The 17,455-nt window shown below is 34.6% G+C and carries 16 protein-coding genes; 8 read left to right on the top strand and 8 right to left on the bottom strand.

Annotated elements, in window-relative coordinates; genetic code table 11:
- Window positions 1-6: 6 nt before the first annotated feature.
- Together U6A24_RS01410 and U6A24_RS01405 are read left to right on the top strand one after the other, a co-directional pair.
- On the top strand, window positions 7-2,235 hold the full coding sequence (locus U6A24_RS01410; RefSeq protein WP_324178147.1) for a histidine kinase: 2,229 nt from the start codon (window positions 7-9) through the stop codon (window positions 2,233-2,235).
- A 10-nt stretch (window positions 2,236-2,245) separates the two neighbouring features.
- Window positions 2,246-2,977, top strand: a complete 732-nt coding sequence (locus U6A24_RS01405; RefSeq protein WP_324178146.1) for a LytR/AlgR family response regulator transcription factor — start codon at window positions 2,246-2,248, stop codon at window positions 2,975-2,977.
- A gap of 7 nt (window positions 2,978-2,984) precedes the next feature.
- Here U6A24_RS01405 and murI read toward each other — a convergent pair whose 3' ends face one another.
- From murI to U6A24_RS01365, 8 genes are all read right to left on the bottom strand, one after another.
- A complete protein-coding gene (gene murI / locus U6A24_RS01400; RefSeq protein ID WP_324178145.1) occupies window positions 2,985-3,773 on the bottom strand; it encodes a glutamate racemase in 789 nt (262 codons plus the stop codon).
- Between the two features lie 75 nt (window positions 3,774-3,848).
- Entirely contained in the window at window positions 3,849-4,358 is a 510-nt protein-coding gene (locus U6A24_RS01395; protein ID WP_324178144.1) for an OmpH family outer membrane protein, read from the bottom strand.
- Window positions 4,359-4,404: 46 nt separating this feature from the next.
- The gene (locus U6A24_RS01390; protein ID WP_324178143.1) at window positions 4,405-5,274 is read right to left on the bottom strand and encodes an OmpH family outer membrane protein; all 870 of its coding nucleotides are present in this window, start codon (window positions 5,272-5,274) and stop codon (window positions 4,405-4,407) included.
- 35 nt (window positions 5,275-5,309) lie between these two features.
- Window positions 5,310-7,943, bottom strand: a complete 2,634-nt coding sequence (locus U6A24_RS01385) for a BamA/OMP85 family outer membrane protein (RefSeq protein ID WP_324178142.1) — start codon at window positions 7,941-7,943, stop codon at window positions 5,310-5,312.
- 4 nt (window positions 7,944-7,947) lie between these two features.
- Complete coding sequence (locus tag U6A24_RS01380; protein WP_324178141.1) at window positions 7,948-8,685, bottom strand: isoprenyl transferase; 738 nt, start codon at window positions 8,683-8,685, stop codon at window positions 7,948-7,950.
- A 2-nt stretch (window positions 8,686-8,687) separates the two neighbouring features.
- A complete protein-coding gene (gene porG / locus U6A24_RS01375) occupies window positions 8,688-9,365 on the bottom strand; it encodes a type IX secretion system protein PorG (RefSeq protein ID WP_324178140.1) in 678 nt (225 codons plus the stop codon).
- A 100-nt stretch (window positions 9,366-9,465) separates the two neighbouring features.
- A complete protein-coding gene (locus U6A24_RS01370; protein ID WP_324178139.1) occupies window positions 9,466-10,350 on the bottom strand; it encodes an NAD kinase in 885 nt (294 codons plus the stop codon).
- 36 nt (window positions 10,351-10,386) lie between these two features.
- Window positions 10,387-11,043, bottom strand: a complete 657-nt coding sequence (locus U6A24_RS01365; RefSeq protein WP_324178138.1) for a CBS domain-containing protein — start codon at window positions 11,041-11,043, stop codon at window positions 10,387-10,389.
- A 102-nt stretch (window positions 11,044-11,145) separates the two neighbouring features.
- Between U6A24_RS01365 and U6A24_RS01360 the strand changes: the two genes are divergently transcribed.
- The 6 genes from U6A24_RS01360 to tig all read left to right on the top strand — a co-directional run bounded on the left by U6A24_RS01360 (window position 11,146) and on the right by tig (window position 17,391).
- Complete coding sequence (locus U6A24_RS01360) at window positions 11,146-11,859, top strand: pyridoxine 5'-phosphate synthase (RefSeq protein ID WP_324178137.1); 714 nt, start codon at window positions 11,146-11,148, stop codon at window positions 11,857-11,859.
- Window positions 11,860-11,872: 13 nt separating this feature from the next.
- Window positions 11,873-12,640: an alpha/beta fold hydrolase gene (locus tag U6A24_RS01355; RefSeq protein WP_324178136.1), complete on the top strand. Its 768-nt coding sequence runs from the start codon at window positions 11,873-11,875 to the stop codon at window positions 12,638-12,640.
- A gap of 120 nt (window positions 12,641-12,760) precedes the next feature.
- A complete protein-coding gene (locus tag U6A24_RS01350) occupies window positions 12,761-13,993 on the top strand; it encodes an OmpP1/FadL family transporter (RefSeq protein ID WP_324178135.1) in 1,233 nt (410 codons plus the stop codon).
- A 3-nt stretch (window positions 13,994-13,996) separates the two neighbouring features.
- Window positions 13,997-15,550, top strand: a complete 1,554-nt coding sequence (locus U6A24_RS01345; protein WP_324178134.1) for a G-D-S-L family lipolytic protein — start codon at window positions 13,997-13,999, stop codon at window positions 15,548-15,550.
- A gap of 84 nt (window positions 15,551-15,634) precedes the next feature.
- Window positions 15,635-15,982: a phage holin family protein gene (locus tag U6A24_RS01340; RefSeq protein ID WP_324178133.1), complete on the top strand. Its 348-nt coding sequence runs from the start codon at window positions 15,635-15,637 to the stop codon at window positions 15,980-15,982.
- Window positions 15,983-16,068: 86 nt separating this feature from the next.
- Window positions 16,069-17,391, top strand: a complete 1,323-nt coding sequence (gene tig, locus U6A24_RS01335; protein ID WP_324178132.1) for a trigger factor — start codon at window positions 16,069-16,071, stop codon at window positions 17,389-17,391.
- Window positions 17,392-17,455 lie beyond the last annotated feature (64 nt).

Raw genomic sequence — 17,455 nt, 5'->3', positions numbered from 1 at the left:
AGTATAATGAAGAAAATAGGTGTGATATTGATGTTTTTAGGGTTGTTACCACTCTTGGTTTTGAGCCAGGAGTCGCCAGCTGCTTCAAGGGTTTCTGAACCCATGAGGATAAAAGGGTCGGTAAAAGAGGAAGGTACAAGAAAACCAATTGAGGGGGCAGAAGTATCCGTGTTAGGTGGTAAAAGTGTAAAAACTGATGTTTTTGGAGATTTTAAAATAGAAGTTCGTGTTGGGGATAAGCTCACTATTAGTCATGATAGTTTTAGTACAGTTCGTTATACAATAAAGGATAATCAAAGAATAGATGTGTTGGTTGGAGAAAATCCCGCAGAGTCGGCTAGAAAGGCTAAAAAATTGAAACGAGATAATGCAACATATCAATCCAATCTAAATGCTGCAAAACGATTTTTAAAGGAAGATGCTACTACAAGCATAGGGTATATTACTAAAGCTTTGGAGACTGTACGTGATGATGATTCTAAAGCCGATGAGAAAAAGGCTGAACTATACGAGGCGTTGGCAGATATTTATGATTTTTGGAAACAACCTGATCTTGCTGAAAGTAATTATCTAATAAGCTTGAATAATAAATATAGTACCGATGTAAAAATTAAAATGGCTAAGGCACAATTAAAGGGTAATAATTATCAGAAATCTCTTGAAACGTTTAATGAGTTAAGGAAGTCAAGATTAAATTCTAACCAAAAAATCCTTGTTTTCGAAGGGTTGGGTGATAGTTATGTGGGATTACAAAATAATACCCTGGCGATTTCCAATTATAATAAAGCATTAAGTATGAGCCAACGTAAAGGTTTGGATGATAAGGTGATTTCATTAAATTCAAAACTTGCGGGATTGCTACAACAACAAGGAAATATATCTGATGCCCGGGAGTATTTGGAGAACTCTGTTCAACTGGCAGAACAAAAGGACAAGAAAACAGCAGCCAGACAACGTAGTGTGGCAGCCGATTTTTATAGTAAAAGTCGAAGTTTTGATAAAGAGATTCAGCTTAGGAAAGAAGCGTTGGAGGATATAGAGGAAATCGAAGAAGAACAGAAACAAAATAATTATGAAGCTCCTGCTTCGGTCGAAGAAGATGAGTCGTTGACTTTACAAGTTCAGAATTATAAAATAGCCAACGCTTTTGCAGCACAAAACAAGTATGATGAAGCTATTACATATTTGGATGAAAGTATAAAGGAAGCCGAATCTAAAAATGATCTGATTGTTCAAAAAGATGCCACCCGAAAATTAGGAGAAGTATACCGAGAAAGAGGAGAACTCAAGAAGGCTTCAGAGGCATTTGAAGAATATGAAGTAATTGTAGACAAATTATACATCCAAAAAGAGCAGGAGATATCACAGGCTGCACGTTTTAGTCGTGAACTAACCACTAGTGCTAATCGAATTGCCACTTTAGAAAAAGATAGAGAACTTAATGAAACCAGATATCAACTGGCTTTTGCATCTCAAGAATTAGTGAATCAACAAAGCATACGTCAGCAGATTATAATCTATTTTTTAATTGGGTTAACCTTATTATTACTCCTAGCGGCTTATCTAATGTATCGCAATATTAAGCAACAACGATATGCCAATAATCTTTTGGCATTAAAATCTCTGAGATCACAAATGAATCCTCACTTTATTTTTAATGCGCTTAATTCTGTAAATACCTTTATTGCAACAAGCGATGAGCGAACAGCAAATCGATATTTGACCGATTTTTCGGTGTTGATGAGAGCTGTTTTAGAAAATAGTGAACAAGATTTTATTGCGTTACAAAAAGAGATTGAACTTTTGCAGGTATATGTTCAATTAGAACATTTTAGGTTTCAGGATAAATTTGATTACAATATCGATGTAGATCCAGAAATTAATATCGAAGAATTTATGATTCCGCCAATGCTACTGCAACCTTATGTAGAGAATGCCGTTTGGCACGGATTGAGGTATAAGAAAGAAAAAGGGCAGTTAATCATTAGTTTTAAAAAGATTGACTCCGATAGTATAGAAATTAAAATTGTTGATGATGGGATTGGACGTAAAAAATCTAAAGAATTGAAAACTACTAACCAAAAAATACAGAAATCTAAAGGAATGGGTAACATTAAAAAAAGGATTGCAATCCTAAATAAAATGTATAAAGATAAGGTAGACGTTATTATTTCGGATCTTGAAGAGAATTCTGAAGGAACCCAGGTGCAATTAATTCTTAAAAAAGATAAATAAAATTTGGTATATGAGTATTACAGCAATTATTGTTGATGACGAGGCAAATAGTAGAGTTATTCTTAGAAATTACCTTAGTAAATATTGCCCATCAGTAAGTATTTTGGACGAAGCAGCTAGCGTGCAAGAAACATTAAAACTATTAGAATCTCATACACCAGATGTTTTGTTTCTTGACGTAGAAATGCCATACGGAAATGCTTTTGACCTTTTGGAACAAGTACCCGATCGTACTTTTGAAATTGTTTTTGTTACTGCGTATGATCACTATGCTGTTGATGCCTTAAATGCACAAGCCACCTATTATTTATTGAAACCTATTGCGATAGATAATCTTATCAAAGCGGTAGATCATGTTTCCCATATAAAAGAAAGAGAAAAAGAACTACAAGATGCTATTTTGGTTCCTAAAGTTAAAAATGTTGAAGGCAAAATTACGATACCCCAACAGGATGGATTCGAAGTTTTAGAAATTGTCGATATTTTATATTGCCAGGCAGATGATAACTATACCAAGATTTTTCTAGATCAAGGGCAAAAATTGGTAAGTAAAACACTTAAGTATTTTGAAGATTCTTTGACTGATTATGGATTTGTAAGAATTCACAAAAGTTATCTGGTTAATATTAACAAAGTAACACGGTATCGAAAAGGAAAGGGGGGAAGTATTGTCCTTTCTTCAGGAAAAGAACTTGCAGTCTCTTCTTCTAAAAAAGGGATTCTTTTAGATTATTTTAAATAAAACAGTATTAAAAGTCAAGTCTAGATACAGAGTAATCAGTGGTGCTTGATTTTAGAATGTCTACCAATGTGTCTACATTGTCATTGGTGTATAAAATATGTTTGCCAGATTTTGTATTCGTAGTAAGTAGGTTATTCGATTTTAAAATTGCCTGAGTTTGCCTTGCAACCGCTTCACCAGAATCTATAATAGTAACCTTGCTCGATAACATGGTTTGTAAAATAGGGATAAGGTATGGGTAATGACTACAACCCAAAACCAAATAATCAATATTTTTTTTGATCATGGGGGCAATATAAGAAAAGAGTAATTTGTGCATCTCGTTACTATGAATTTGACCTCTTTCAATTAGTTCTACCAAGCCTTTTCCGATGACTTCAATAACCTCAATATTCCTAGCATATAAATCGGAAGTTTTGGCAAATAACTCGCTAGATAATGTTCCTTTCGTGGCTAGAACCCCAACTTTTTTGGTTTTGGTATGAAGAGCGGCAGGTTTAATAGCTGGTTCAATGCCTATAAACGGAACATCGTACATAGATCTTAATTCTTTTATAGCATTGGTAGTAGCTGTATTACAAGCAACAACGATAATCTTACAGCCAAAGCCTAATAGTTTTTCGGTATTTTTGATACTAAGTTCGAGAATTTCGGCTTTGCTTCTTTTTCCATACGGTGCATACTTGCTATCTGCAAGGTAAATTGTGTCTTCATTGGGAAGTAATTGTGTAATCTCTTTCCAAATTGAAGTGCCTCCTACACCGGAATCAAATATACCTATAGCTTGTTGTTGCATAATAATTGCTCAAAAATAAAAAAAACAGTAAGAATTAACTCTTACTGTTTTTTTTATGTTTTTGATAAGAGGATTTTAAATTCCCAAATCTTTCTTTACGTCTGCCATAAGGTCCTTACCGTCTGCCATAATAACTCCAGTTCCGGTTGTAGAATCTAGTACATATTGAAACCCTTGAGCTCTAGCAACCTTTTGAATTGAGGTGCGTGCTTGTTCCATAATAGGCTTCATTAGTTCAATCTCCTTTTTCTGAAGGTCTTTAAGTGCATTTTGTCTGTAATCGTTAATGCTCTTTTCTGTAGCCTGAATTTCTTGCTGTCTTTTTAAATTTTCCTCATCAGTTTTTGTTTCTGCTTCTTGAGAATACTTTTTGATAGTGTTTTGTAATTCTAACACCATATTTCTGATTTCAGCATCATATGTTTTGTTAAGTTTGTCGATCTCACTTTTAGCATTTTTAAATGCAGGCATTGATTCTACAAGCTCTTGCGATGCAATATGTGCTACTTTTGATTGCGCATTTACAAAACTTGATGTTCCCAATGTAAGTGCAAAAGCTATAAGTAATGTTCTAAATTGTTTCATTTGTAATTAATATTAAAGGGTGTTATAAATTTATAAATTCGTTTTTCTAATTGTTGGCATCTCCATTTCCATCTTCATTATTAGAATCAGATGAGGTTCCACTTTCTTTTAAATTATCTCTTTGTTCTTTTAAAGCATTGATAGAGTCCTTTTTTCTTTTTTGCACTTCAAGAAGCTTAGCTCTTCTTTCTTCAAATTCTTTTCTTTTTGCCGCTCTAATAGAGTCTCTTTGTGCTTTGCGCTCCTCTAATAAACGTTCTCTTTCTGATTGCTTCTGTTGAACAGCTCTTTCTCTATCGCTTATTTCCTTTTCTTGTTCAGCATTTCTTTTTTCTGCTCTTTCAAGAGATTTTTTTTCTTTTTTTGTGTTAAGTTGTTTTCTTTTGGCAACTCTATTTAATCTTAATAAAACTTGATCACTTATGTCGTATCTGTCTGCTGAATATAACATCACTATATCTGCAGATTTGTCAAAGATAAAATCATACTTTTTGTTTTTTGCAATTTCCTGTACTGCTACAAAAACTTGATCCTGCACGGGTTGAACCAGTCTTCTTTTTTGAATAAAAAGATCACCATTTGGTCCAAATCTTTTTTGTTGATACTCTAGTATTTCTTTTTCTTTAAAAAAGATATCTTCTTCTCTTTCCTCAATAAGTTCTTTGGTTAGCAAGACCCTTTCATTATTTAGATCTTTACGCATTTCTTCAACATTTTTCAATTCAGCCTCGATCTCAACTTTCCATTTTTGAACTTTCTTTTCGAGATCTGCCGAAGCTTCATTATATTCTGCAACATTTTCTAGAATATAATCCATATCTATATAGCCAATTCTGATACCTTTCTGAGCTTGAACGGTATTTGCAAAAAATAACCAACCTATTGTTACGATAAGTAAAAGACCCTTTGTTCTCATAATTTTGTGTGTATATTGAAATAATCGTGCCAAAACTAAAACTGTTGTCCTATAATAAAGTGAGTTTCCCACCCATTTGGCTCGACAGTTCCAGGAATTGGATCAAAACCGTATCCAAAATCAATACCCAATAATCCAAATGCTGGCATAAAGATACGTATTCCTGCTCCGGCAGAACGATTTAATTGGAATGGATTAAACCCTTTGAAACTATCATAGGATGCTCCTCCTTCTAAAAAACCTAGCATATAAATAGATGCTGCAGGTTTCAATGTAATAGGATAACGAAGCTCTAACGAGTATTTGTTATAAATTGTTGCACCATCGCCATCAAAATCTTGATCATTTGGTCTACTAAGAGGTATTAATGATTGGTTTGGATATCCCCTAAGCGCTACAACTTCTCGTCCATCTAGGGCGGTAGCTCCTAATCCATCACCTCCTAAGAAAAATCGCTCGAATGGGATATTCCCCCGGTCATTATTATAGGCTCCCAAGAAACCATATTCTGCTCTTGTACGTAAAACTAAGGGTTTTTTTCCAAGGTTTATTAAACTTGTGTACCAAGTACCATCAAACTTGATTTTGTAGTATTCTAGCCACTTAAAGCGTTCCTGATCGATCTCACCAATTTCATCATTGATTTCGCTATTTCTTACAACATCCCTTGAGTTTGTAGGGTCAAGATTACTTTGTTCCTCTTCTAAAGCGTCTCTTTCTGCAGCTAAAGCACTATAGTCGTTTCCGTCCCAAATAGAGTATGGTAATGAAAGTTTGGCAACCAAGTTAAACTCAGAACCCCCTATTGGGAAAATTGGGTTAACTGTAGTATTATTTCGATTAATTCCTATGGTATATGATAGGTCATTAGAAGATCCGTTTCCGAAGGTAAACAATCTGGTATTATAATTTTTTAGGTTGTAATGTCTTATGCTTACTGCTTGTGAAAGGGTAAAATAATTATCTGGCCAGTTTAATCTTTTCGCAATTCCTATGGATCCACCAGTAATTAAAAACTTACTGTTTCGGTCCACATCACGGTTAAGGTTGTTAAATAAAAACTGGATGGTATGTGAAAATGAAGTCGAAAGCTGGTAAGGTCTTTTACCTCCCAACCAGGGTTCTATAAAAGATAAGCTGTATGTCTGGAAAAATCTACTTGCTTGAGCCCTTAGCCTAAGTGTTTGACCATCTCCCATTGGAAGCGGGCTATAAGCTTCTCCATTAAATATGTTTTTGATAGAAAAATTGTTAAATGCCAGACCAAGGGTTCCAACAAAACCACCACCTCCAAAACCACCTTGAAGTTCAATTTGACTGGATCCTTTTTCTACTACAGGATAGTTAATATCGATGGTTCCGGCTTGAGGGTTGGCATTTTTGAACTGAGGTTCTAGTTGCTCAGGATCGAAAAATCCTAATTGACCAATTTCACGAACTGTTCTAACTACAAGATCTTTGCTATAACGTTGCCCCGGTTTTGTTCTTAAAATTCGATAAACCACATGATCATTTGTTTTATCGTTTCCGCTTATGGTTATATGATCAAAGTAAGTGAGTTTTCCCTCTCGAATTCTAATTTCAAAATCAATGGTATCATTATATACCTTGGTTTCCACAGCATCAATACTCGAAAACAAATACCCATTGTTTTGATACAAATTGGTAAGGTCATTTGCATCTGGTTTGGTGTTATCGGCAATTTGCTTTTCAAGAAGAACGCCATTGTAGACATCTCCTTTTTTGATAACCAATTGTCGAGCCAACTGTTGGTCGGTATATACACTATTTCCTAAGAAATTAATATTTCCGAAGTAATAACGATTACCCTCTTCAATATTAAGATTTAAAGTAATGTCGTTGTCATCATTAACAATAAGAGTATCTGAAACTACTCTAGCATCACGATATCCTTTTTCTTTATATTTTTTTACAATACTTTCTTTATCTTCTTGGTAGTCTGCCTTTATATACTTTGATCGTTTCCAGAATCTAAAGCCTTTCTTTTGTTTCGTGTTTTTCATTGCTGCACGAACTCGTGAATCAGAAAGTTGACCATTTCCATTGATATTTATTTTATCAATTTTTACGCGATCTCCTTTATCAATTCTAACGAGCATATTTACCTTATTGGTGGCAACAGTATCTTTTACTGGAGTAGTATTTACAACAACTTTGGTGTTAAAGAAACCTTCTTTTTTGTATTTATTTGTGATAAAGTTTCTTGTAGTGGTTATTAGGTTTTCTGTAACTTTTGCGCCTTTGGTGAGATTATTGTCTTTGATTAATTCTTCGGCTTTTCGTTTTTTTACACCTTCTATTCTGGTTTCATTTAATTCTGGAACCTCTTGGATGTTAATTTCAATATCTGCAACATCTCCTTCTACATTTGTAATGTAAAAGTTGATATCACTAAATAGTTCAAGATCCCATAGTTTTTTAATCACTTTACTTATTTTATCTCCAGGAAGAAAAATACGTTCGCCTTTTCTGAGCCCTGTAAAAGTGATTACGGTTTTCTCATTATAAGTTGTAGTTCCAGTAACTTTTATTTCACCTAGAATATATTGTTTCCCACTGGCACCCGGTATGTTTTGAGCGGTAAGTGATAATGAATTTATTAATAATAGCACTAACGTAAAATACGTAAAAGGTAATTTTTTTGTCATTTCTTTAACTGAGCTGCTCACTAGTTTTTCCAAATCTTCTTTCTCTTTTTTGATAATTTAATATAGCCTCGAATAAATCTGCTTTTCTAAAGTCGGGCCATAAAATCTCTGTAAAATATAATTCTGCATACGCAATTTGCCATAATAAGAAATTACTGATACGTTGTTCTCCGCTTGTACGTATCAATAAGTCCACATCTGGCAAGTTTTTGGTATACAAATGCTCATTAATGACTGTTTCATTTATAAGATGTGGCGAAATTACACCATTTTTAACTTTAATACTTATTTCTTCAATAGTTTTTATAAGCTCTTCTCTGCTTCCATAGCTTAAGGCCAAGGTAAGGGTCATCCTAGAATTCGACTTTGTTTTTTCTATTACCTCGAGAAGTTCTTTTCTGGCTTTTCCAGGAAGGGATTGTAGATTGCCTATAGCGTTAAGTTTGATGTTGTTTTCCTGAAGTGTTTTTATCTCTTTTTTCAGAGAGCTTACTAAAAGTTTCATTAGGGTATCTACCTCTAGTTTTGGTCTGTTCCAATTCTCTGTAGAGAATGCATATAGTGTAAGATATTTTACGCCTATTTCTGCACAACTTTCAACTGCTTCACGTACAGCTTTTGTTCCTCTTTCATGCCCGGCGGCTCTGAATAAGCCTTTCTTTTTGGCCCATCTTCCGTTACCATCCATAATTATGGCAACGTGTTCAGGAATATTAGAGTTTAATTGTTTTTTGTCAATCATTTTTAAAAAGTACAATCACATGGTATTCTACCCCAGGTATAAGATATCGTTATGCCTGTAAACATATACCAGTCATTGTTGTTTAAATTACCAAATCCTTCGCCAAATCTACTTTCTGGGTCACTACCATCAAGGTTATCAGTAAAGGTAAATCTGGCGCCAATTTCTGCGCCAATTACAAAATCTCTGCCCAACGTTTTTTTGATTCCAAAAACCATAGGAATTGCAAAGCTCCACTTGTCTGCATAAGAATTTATTTCATTATTAGCATCAATGGCTTGCGCACCATAATTAAACGTTGTTATACCTGTATACAAATATGGAGTAAATTGAGGTTCGCTATCGTATAGATACCACTCCAAAAAATTATATTCCATTCCTACAGATATTTCCTTAATAGAATTATCAAAAGTTAACCCTCTTTGTTTTCTTCTGTCATCTCCCTTACTATCATCTCCATTGATTTCATAGTAGATAAAGGATGCTCTAAATGCATGCCGCTTACTTCTATTCCATTTTCCAATCGCACCAACAGCGATATCATTGGGGGCGATGTAGTATGTAGACCCTACATCACCTATGTAGTTGGCTCCTCCCGCAATTAAACCTACTTCATAAGTTTGAGCGGTTATGGATTGTACAAAAAACAGAACAATTATAAATGATGTTAAGTATCTCATAGATTTTCAAAAGTTTGCAAATATAACAATTAACTTTAGTACACAAGAATTTGAGTAAAATAGTCTGAAATAAAAAACACTTTTTACCAGATTTTATTGTTTAATTACGTTTATCTTCTCCCCATAGCATCTTTTTGCGCAAGGTTTTAAGGAAACTGTCGTTCTGCAAAACGACCATGTTAATCTTGAAAGGGGCTTTTTTTATAATCACGGTGGTTTCATTTGGTAGGGTATGAATTCTAGAGTCTAGCGAAACCAAATAGGTATCTTCTCTACTAGAGATCTGCAGCTTTATTTCTTGATTTTCTGGAATTACAAGAGGTCGCGCATTAAGATTGTGTGGGGCAATTGGAGTAAGTACCATGCTTTCGGCTTCTGGCATCATTACTGGTCCGCCGCAACTTAAAGAATAACCCGTGGATCCGGTAGGGGTGGCAACTATTAGTCCGTCGGCCCAATAAGAAGTGAGAAATTCATCATTAAGACTAGTATTTACTGTAATCATCGAAGTAGTATTTCTTCTACTTACAGCAATCTCATTCATTGCGAAATTTAATACGCCAAATTCTTTGGTAGCCGGAATGGTATCTACAGTTACAAGACTTCTAGGAGAAAGGTAATATTTCTTATTAAGGATTAAATCGATACTATCTTTGATTTCTTCCTTCTGGATGGTTGCCAGAAAACCAAGCCTTCCTGTATTGATTCCTGCTATTGGAATTCCTAAATCTCTTACATAGGTAATTGTTTTTAGGATTGTGCCGTCTCCACCAATACTAAAAAATAAATCGTATGAAGTGTCTAATTCCTCAAAAGTGCTAAAATGAGAATAGCTTTTATCAATTTCATCATGAAGGTTTATGAGTTCTAAAAAATTCTTTTCGATTACTACTTCTACATCATTTTCATCCAGTGTCTCTAGTAATTGCTGAATATATATACCAGAGTTTTTATGATAGAACTGACCGTATATACCGATCTTCATAATATATTGATTTGTGTTAGTTGATTAAATGGTGGTCTAAATATTAAGGTATTTTTCTAAATATTCTGACCTTTCTTTAAGATTGGTCAAAAATGTATCTTCATGATGTTTAGAAACAATGTTATAGCTATATCTTCTAAATGTTTGGACAATATTGTTAATATCACTGTCACTTATTTTCAAAGTGATTTGAGCAACATCATTTTCCATGTTTGAAATAAAGAGCCCTAGAACTTTTGCGTTATTAGATTCTATAATTTGGGCAATTTCACTAAAAGAATAATCTAAAACTCCTTTTTCTACAATTAAAATATTACCCGGCTCACTTAAAAAAGGTGTTTCATTGAATAGGTTCATGATGTCTCCTAATTCAAAAAAACCCAAGTAATTGTTGTTATCATCTAGAACCGGCATTATGTTGGATTTGTTTTGGGCAAAAGCTTCCAAAATATCTAACCAGTTATTTTCTTTTCTTACAAAAAAACCTTCAAGAGCATATTGATATGCTTTTAGGGTTTTATCGGTTTCAAAACATCTTATATCTGCTTCAGAAATGCAACCCATATATGTTTTTTCCTTAATTACGGGGAAATGAGTATAGGTGAGTTCGTTAAAATGTAACTGTGCATCCGTAACCTTTACATTGATATCTAAAGGTGCAATTTCATTAACTATGTACAAATTTGTTTTCATAATTTCTTCAGGAGCTATATTACGCAAAATAATCAAAAATTATGCAACCAAGGCGTTCTCAAGTTTGTATTTTTGCTTTTTTAGATAAACACATCAAAAAGTATGACAAAATTAAGTGTTAACATAAATAAAATTGCAACTTTACGAAATTCGAGAGGGGGGAATGTTCCAAATTTACTTATGGTTGCCAAGGATATTCAAGATTTTGGAGGCGAAGGAATTACTATACACCCAAGACCTGATGAACGACACATTAGATATCAAGATGCATATGATCTTAAACCCATTGTGCATACCGAGTATAATATTGAAGGGAACCCAATACCTAAATTTATTGACCTAGTTTTGTCCGTGAAACCTACCCAGGTAACATTGGTTCCTGATGCCGTTGATGCTATAACAAGTAATGCAGGATGGGATACAAAAAAACATAAAGACTTTTTGGTAGAAGTTATATCCGAGTTTAAAAGAAACAATATAAGAACTTCGATATTCGTAGACCCGGTAGAGGATATGATTCGAGGAGCTGCAGAAACAGGAACAGATCGTATTGAGTTGTATACCGAAGAGTTTGCTTTAGAATATGCTAAAGGAAATAAAGATTCGGTTGTTCCATATACGAATTGTGCAAAATTAGCGATAGACCTTGGATTAGGGGTTAATGCTGGGCATGATCTTTCGTTAGATAATATTAAATTCTTCAAAGAGCATATTCCTGGATTGTTAGAAGTTTCAATTGGCCATGCTCTAATAAGCGAGTCCATATATCTAGGATTGGAAAATGTGGTGAATATGTATTTACACCGACTCAAATAAATAGTATAAGCATATGAAATTACACGCAAATGTTTTTGGTGAAGGGGAACCTTTCATAATCCTTCATGGTTTTTTGGGAATGGGGGATAATTGGAAAACTTTGGGTAGAAAAATAGCTGAACAAGGTTTTCAGGTGCATTTATTGGATCAACGTAATCATGGGAGAAGTCCGCATAGCGAGGACTTTAGTTATGATATTATGTCAAACGATTTGAAGGAATATTGTGATGCCAATAGCTTTGAAAACATACACCTGCTTGGACATTCTATGGGGGGTAAAACGGCTATGCTTTTTGCTGTAGATCATCCAATAGTAATTCAGAAATTGATTATAGCCGATATAGGTCCCAAGTATTATCCATTACATCATCAGGATATATTAGACGGACTTAGTTCTTTGGATTTTGATGTTTTGAAATCCAGAGGCGAGGTTGATCGTGCATTGAGTCCATATGTTCAAGATATTGGAGTGCGAATGTTTCTCTTAAAAAATTTGTATTGGAAGGAAAAAGGAGTTTTGAGATTGCGATTACATCTTGATGCATTGATTAAAAATGCTTCAGAAATTGGTGTAGAGTTGGCAAAAGATAAAAGTTTTGATGGGGACGTTCTTTTTCTGAAAGGAGAAAAATCCAACTATATTATTGAGGATGATGAAGTTAGAATTCGAGCGCAATTTTCTGGAGCAACAATTGGCCAAATTTCTAACGCTGGCCATTGGTTACATGCTGAAAATCCAACAGATTTTTTGAGGGCGGTATTAGAATTTGTCAAAAAATAAATTAAAAATGCTATGTATGCATAATATTTTGCTCATTTCGTTGGATAATTGGTATTTTCTATTAAATTTGGGTCATCAATTTTTCAAAATCCTAAAAAACAAAAACAATTCTAATTAATTATGAGAAAACTTTTTTCGTTAGTTCTATTTGTCACGGTAACCATGGTTACATATGCAGGTGGATATAGAGTTAGTGTGCAAGGACAGAGGGCAATGGCCATGGGGCACACTGGGGTAGCCGTAGTAAATAGTGCTGAGCTTGTGTTCTTTAATCCTGCAGGACTGGTGTACCTAGAAAACAAATTAAATGTAAGCGTTGGGGCAAGTGGTATTTTTACCGATGTTATTTTTCAAAACGAAGATCTTGGAATTTCTTCGGAAACAGATAACTCTGTAGGTACACCGATTAACGTTTATGCTTCTTATCAGGTGACCGACTGGATGTCTGTAGGTTTAGGAGTATATACTCCATATGGTAGTGAGGTAACATGGCCAACAGATTGGGCTGGTTCTCATTTGGTGAACAATATTGATCTGGCGGCAATTTATGTTCAGCCAGTAGTTTCATTTAAACTTTCAGATAATGTTAGTATTGGTGGTGGACCAATATATGTTACAGGCTCTGTAAACTTTAATAGAAATGCTTCCAGAACATTAGCAGATATTAACGGGACAAGATCTAACATTACTGTAGATGATTCTGGAGTGAGTAATTGGGGTTGGAGCGTTGGAGCTATGGTGAACTTCACTGATGATCTTCGCCTTGGGTTTAGTTACCGAAGTGAAATTATTATTGAGTCTGAAGACGGGACGGCTACATTTGCTAATTTTCCAAATTCGCCCGCAACTCCACCAAATGGAGATACTTCGTTTAATGCAGAATTGCCGTTGCCTGCAGAGTTAACCATTGGACTTTCTTATGAGTACAAGAAATGGTTATTTGCATTTGATTATAACCGACAGTATTGGGATGTATATGAATCTTTGGATCTTACATTTGGTAATGGTCAAGTTTCTCAAAATCCGCGTAATTATAAAAATTCTTCTGTTTATCGTTTTGGATTACAATATCAAGCTACAGAGAAAATTGCTCTTAGAGCTGGGTATTACAGAGATGAAACTCCTGTGCAACCAGGATTTTTTGCACCAGAAACACCACGTAACGACTCTGATGGATTCTCTGGGGGGTTAAGTTTTGCTGTAACTTCTAGGTTGGCAATTGATGCATCTTTCTTTTACCTAAGATTTGAAGAAGTAGATGCTTCTTATGACTTTGGAGATGGAGGTCCTTTTGAAGGGACTTATAAATCAAGCGCTTTTGCGCCAGGACTTGGTTTAACTTATAAAATGTAATTAATGATGATAAAGAATAATATAAAATATTTAGCAGTTCTGGCCTTAGGATTAGTAGCTTGTGAGCCAGAATTTGATAACCCAATTGAAGATGCCGGAACCTTTACAAATGGCGAAGCAGATTTTAGCAATTATGTTGCGTTAGGAAATTCGCTTACTGCTGGTTTTGCAGATGGTGCTTTATATATAACTGGTCAAGAAAATTCATTTCCAAATATCTTATCTCAGCAATTTGCCAAAGCAGGAGGGGGGGATTTTACTCAGCCGTTAATGTCTGACAATGTTGGAGGATTTGCAGAGGATAACACTAATTTTCCTCCCAGATTCGTACTTGCTTTTGATGCCGATGGAAATCCTGGTCCTGCACCATACACGGGGGCGCCATCTTCTACAAGTATTGCTGCTAATTTAGGCGGTGCCTTCAATAATATGGGAGTTCCTGGAGCAAGAGTATATCACTTGGATTTTGCGGGATATGCAACACTTAATCCATATTATGGGCGTTTTGCACAGAGTCCTACAGCAACTGTTGTAGATGAGGCTGTAGCGCAAAACCCAACCTTTTTTAGCTTGTGGATAGGTAATAATGATATTCTTGGATACGCTACTTCTGGAGGAGTTGGCGAGGATCATAATGAAACGGGTAATTTAGATCCTAGTACATATTCTGTAGCCGGATTGGATATTACAAACAATAATGTTTTTGCTGCTGCATATAGCGGTCTTGTTGCAAAGCTTGTTGCTAATAATGCAAAGGGAGTTTTGTTAAATCTTCCTGATGTGACTTCATTACCGTTTTTTACAACAGTTCCCAACAATGCTTTGGTTCTTGATGCTACAACAGCGGCAAGCTTAACTGGATTTTTTCAAGCCGTTGCCGGTATTGTAACAGCACAAATTGCAGGAACAGGAGTGCCTTTAGATCAAGCACAGGCAATAGCTTCTCAGTATGCTATTACTTTTAATGAAGGACCAAATCGTTTCTTGCTTAAGACAGAGGTTACACAAACCAATCCTTTAGGCTTTAGGCAGATGACAGAGGCAGAGCTACTATTGTTAACTATTGATAGTGCTGCATTGGCACAAGGTTATGGGTCTGTTGTGCTGACCGATGAAGTTCTTCAGGTACTTGGAATTCTTCAAATGGGAGGGATGCCTACTCCAGAACAAGGGGCTATGGTAATTGCAGCAATTAATGCTATAGATGATAAAGATGTATTGGATGTTGATGAATTATCGGCTATATCATCTGCTCGCTCTTTCTATAACACTACCATTTCTAGCCTTGCTTCGGCAAATGGATTAGCGTTTTATAATGTTGCAAGTGATTTATCACAAGCGGCAAATGGAGGAATTCCTTTTGATGGAGGAGTGGTTACTTCCGATTTTGTTACAGGAGGAGGTTTTTCTTTAGATGGAGTTCATCCTACACCTAGAGCACATGCTTTGGTAACCAATGGTATTTTAGATGCTATAGAGATTACGTATGGAGCTAATTTGCCAAGAGTAAATTTGGCTGATTATGGTACTGTTACTTTAAGTAATGAAGTGAATTAAAAAGTATAAGCTTGTATATACATTAAAACCTGCTATCTTTAGATAAGCAGGTTTTTTTATATTTATAAAGAAAAACATCAATATATGAAACTTATCTTAAAATTAATTCTAAATGCTGTAGCAGTCCTGGTATTGGCTAATATATTACCCGGAGCCACCGTAGATAATTACGTAAGCGCTTTGATCGTTGCTGTGGTAATAGCTGTTTTAAACGCAATTGTAAAACCAATTTTGGTGATATTAACCTTGCCTGTTACTGTAATTACTCTAGGGTTGTTTTTGCTGGTAATTAATGCAGGAATTATCTTATTGGCCGATTATTTTATCGATGGCTTTTATGTAAAAGGATGGATTTGGGCCTTAATTTTTAGTGTTTTATTATCTGTATTTCAATCGATCCTTCATACTATTTTATTAAAAGATAAAAATTAACTGTTTTTCAGTCAGTTAAAAAATTTGTTGGGATGTAAAAAAGTGTTACTTTTGCATCCCAATTTTTAGTAGTAAACGCAGAGATAATGAATATTTCAAAAGAGCAATTAGACGAGTTAAATGCTATTGTAACAGTAGATATCGCAAAAGAGGATTATAGTGAAAAGGTAGATAAAATCTTAAAGGATTATCGTAAAAGTGCAAATATTCCTGGATTTAGAAAAGGACATGTACCCATGGGTCTTGTAAAAAAGCAATATGGAAAAGCGGTACTTGTAGATGAAGTTAATAAGCTTTTGCAAGATGCATTAAATAAGTATCTTACCGAGGAGAAACTTGATGTTTTAGGAAACCCATTACCTAAAGAACAAGATAATTTTGACTGGGATGCAGATAATTACTCTTTCGAATTTGAACTTGGTTTAGCGCCAAAGTTTGAAGTTAAACTTAACGGAAAGAAAGCAATAACACATTATAAGATTATTGCTAATGATGAGATGGTGGATAACCAAATTAAGACTATCCAAAAACAATACGGTAAGTTAGTTTCAAAAGAAATTGCAGAGAAAGATGATCTTATTGCAGGGACATTTGTAAATGAAGAAAAGGAGATCAACAATGCTACAACAGTTTCTCTTGAAAAGATCAAAGGGAAAAGAAATATTGATAAGTTTGTTGGGGCTAAAGTAGGTGATGTTATCACTTTAAAAACCAAAGGATTATTTAGTGATAATAATGATTTAATTAGTGCTTTAAAGATTAGTCAAGATGATGCTAGTGATTTAGATATCGAAGTTACTTTCACTGTTACCGAAATCAATAAGCAAGAGCTAGCAGACTTAGATCAAGAGCTTTTTGATAAATTGTACGGACCTGGAAATGTAAAGACAGTTACAGATTTAAAGGATAAAATTAAACAGGATGCAGAGCGTCAATTCGAGCAACAGTCTGATCAGCAATTGTTAAATGCGATTACTGAAAATGTACTAGAAAATACACAGTTTGACTTACCAGTTGAATTTTTACAAAAATGGATTCAGACTACCGGAGAGCAACCATTAACAGAAGACGAAGCCAAGGATGAGTATGAAAAAAGTGAAAAAGGGCTGCGATACCAACTTATTGAAGGTAAAATAATTAATGATAATAACCTTCAGGTTACTTTTGAAGAGCTTAAGGACTTTGCCAAGAATTTAATCAAAGGGCAGATGGCGCAGTTTGGGCAAAATTCTCCAGAAGAGAAAGAACTAGAAGATATTGCTGCAAGAATACTTTCTAATCAAGATGAAGTAAAAAGAATATCCGAGCAATTGATGAGTCAAAAATTGTTAAATTACTATAAAGAGAATGCAAAACTAAAAACAAAAGAAGTTAGTTTTGACGAATTCATAAAAGAAGTTTACAAATAATTAATGTTGTAATTTACTAACGAATTTATACTTATATTTAAGGCGTTAAACTGTGATTGGTTTA

It is taken from the genome of Aquimarina gracilis, from assembly GCF_035285365.1.
Classification (GTDB): Bacteria; Bacteroidota; Bacteroidia; order Flavobacteriales; family Flavobacteriaceae; genus Aquimarina; species Aquimarina gracilis.
The sequence above is the reverse complement of the archived record's forward strand: the minus strand, read 5'-3'. Positions and strand labels throughout refer to the sequence as shown.

Bases quoted from the DNA above. Each gene is read 5' to 3' on its own strand.
- U6A24_RS01410 (WP_324178147.1), top strand. From the start codon at position 7: ATGAAGAAAATAGGTGTGATATTGATGTTTTTAGGGTTGTTACCACTC.
- U6A24_RS01405 (WP_324178146.1), top strand. From the start codon at position 2,246: ATGAGTATTACAGCAATTATTGTTGATGACGAGGCAAATAGTAGAGTT.
- murI (WP_324178145.1), bottom strand. From the start codon at position 3,773: ATGCAACAACAAGCTATAGGTATATTTGATTCCGGTGTAGGAGGCACT.
- U6A24_RS01395 (WP_324178144.1), bottom strand. From the start codon at position 4,358: ATGAAACAATTTAGAACATTACTTATAGCTTTTGCACTTACATTGGGA.
- U6A24_RS01390 (WP_324178143.1), bottom strand. From the start codon at position 5,274: ATGAGAACAAAGGGTCTTTTACTTATCGTAACAATAGGTTGGTTATTT.
- U6A24_RS01385 (WP_324178142.1), bottom strand. From the start codon at position 7,943: ATGACAAAAAAATTACCTTTTACGTATTTTACGTTAGTGCTATTATTA.
- U6A24_RS01380 (WP_324178141.1), bottom strand. From the start codon at position 8,685: ATGATTGACAAAAAACAATTAAACTCTAATATTCCTGAACACGTTGCC.
- porG (WP_324178140.1), bottom strand. From the start codon at position 9,365: ATGAGATACTTAACATCATTTATAATTGTTCTGTTTTTTGTACAATCC.
- U6A24_RS01370 (WP_324178139.1), bottom strand. From the start codon at position 10,350: ATGAAGATCGGTATATACGGTCAGTTCTATCATAAAAACTCTGGTATA.
- U6A24_RS01365 (WP_324178138.1), bottom strand. From the start codon at position 11,043: ATGAAAACAAATTTGTACATAGTTAATGAAATTGCACCTTTAGATATC.
- U6A24_RS01360 (WP_324178137.1), top strand. From the start codon at position 11,146: ATGACAAAATTAAGTGTTAACATAAATAAAATTGCAACTTTACGAAAT.
- U6A24_RS01355 (WP_324178136.1), top strand. From the start codon at position 11,873: ATGAAATTACACGCAAATGTTTTTGGTGAAGGGGAACCTTTCATAATC.
- U6A24_RS01350 (WP_324178135.1), top strand. From the start codon at position 12,761: ATGAGAAAACTTTTTTCGTTAGTTCTATTTGTCACGGTAACCATGGTT.
- U6A24_RS01345 (WP_324178134.1), top strand. From the start codon at position 13,997: ATGATGATAAAGAATAATATAAAATATTTAGCAGTTCTGGCCTTAGGA.
- U6A24_RS01340 (WP_324178133.1), top strand. From the start codon at position 15,635: ATGAAACTTATCTTAAAATTAATTCTAAATGCTGTAGCAGTCCTGGTA.
- tig (WP_324178132.1), top strand. From the start codon at position 16,069: ATGAATATTTCAAAAGAGCAATTAGACGAGTTAAATGCTATTGTAACA.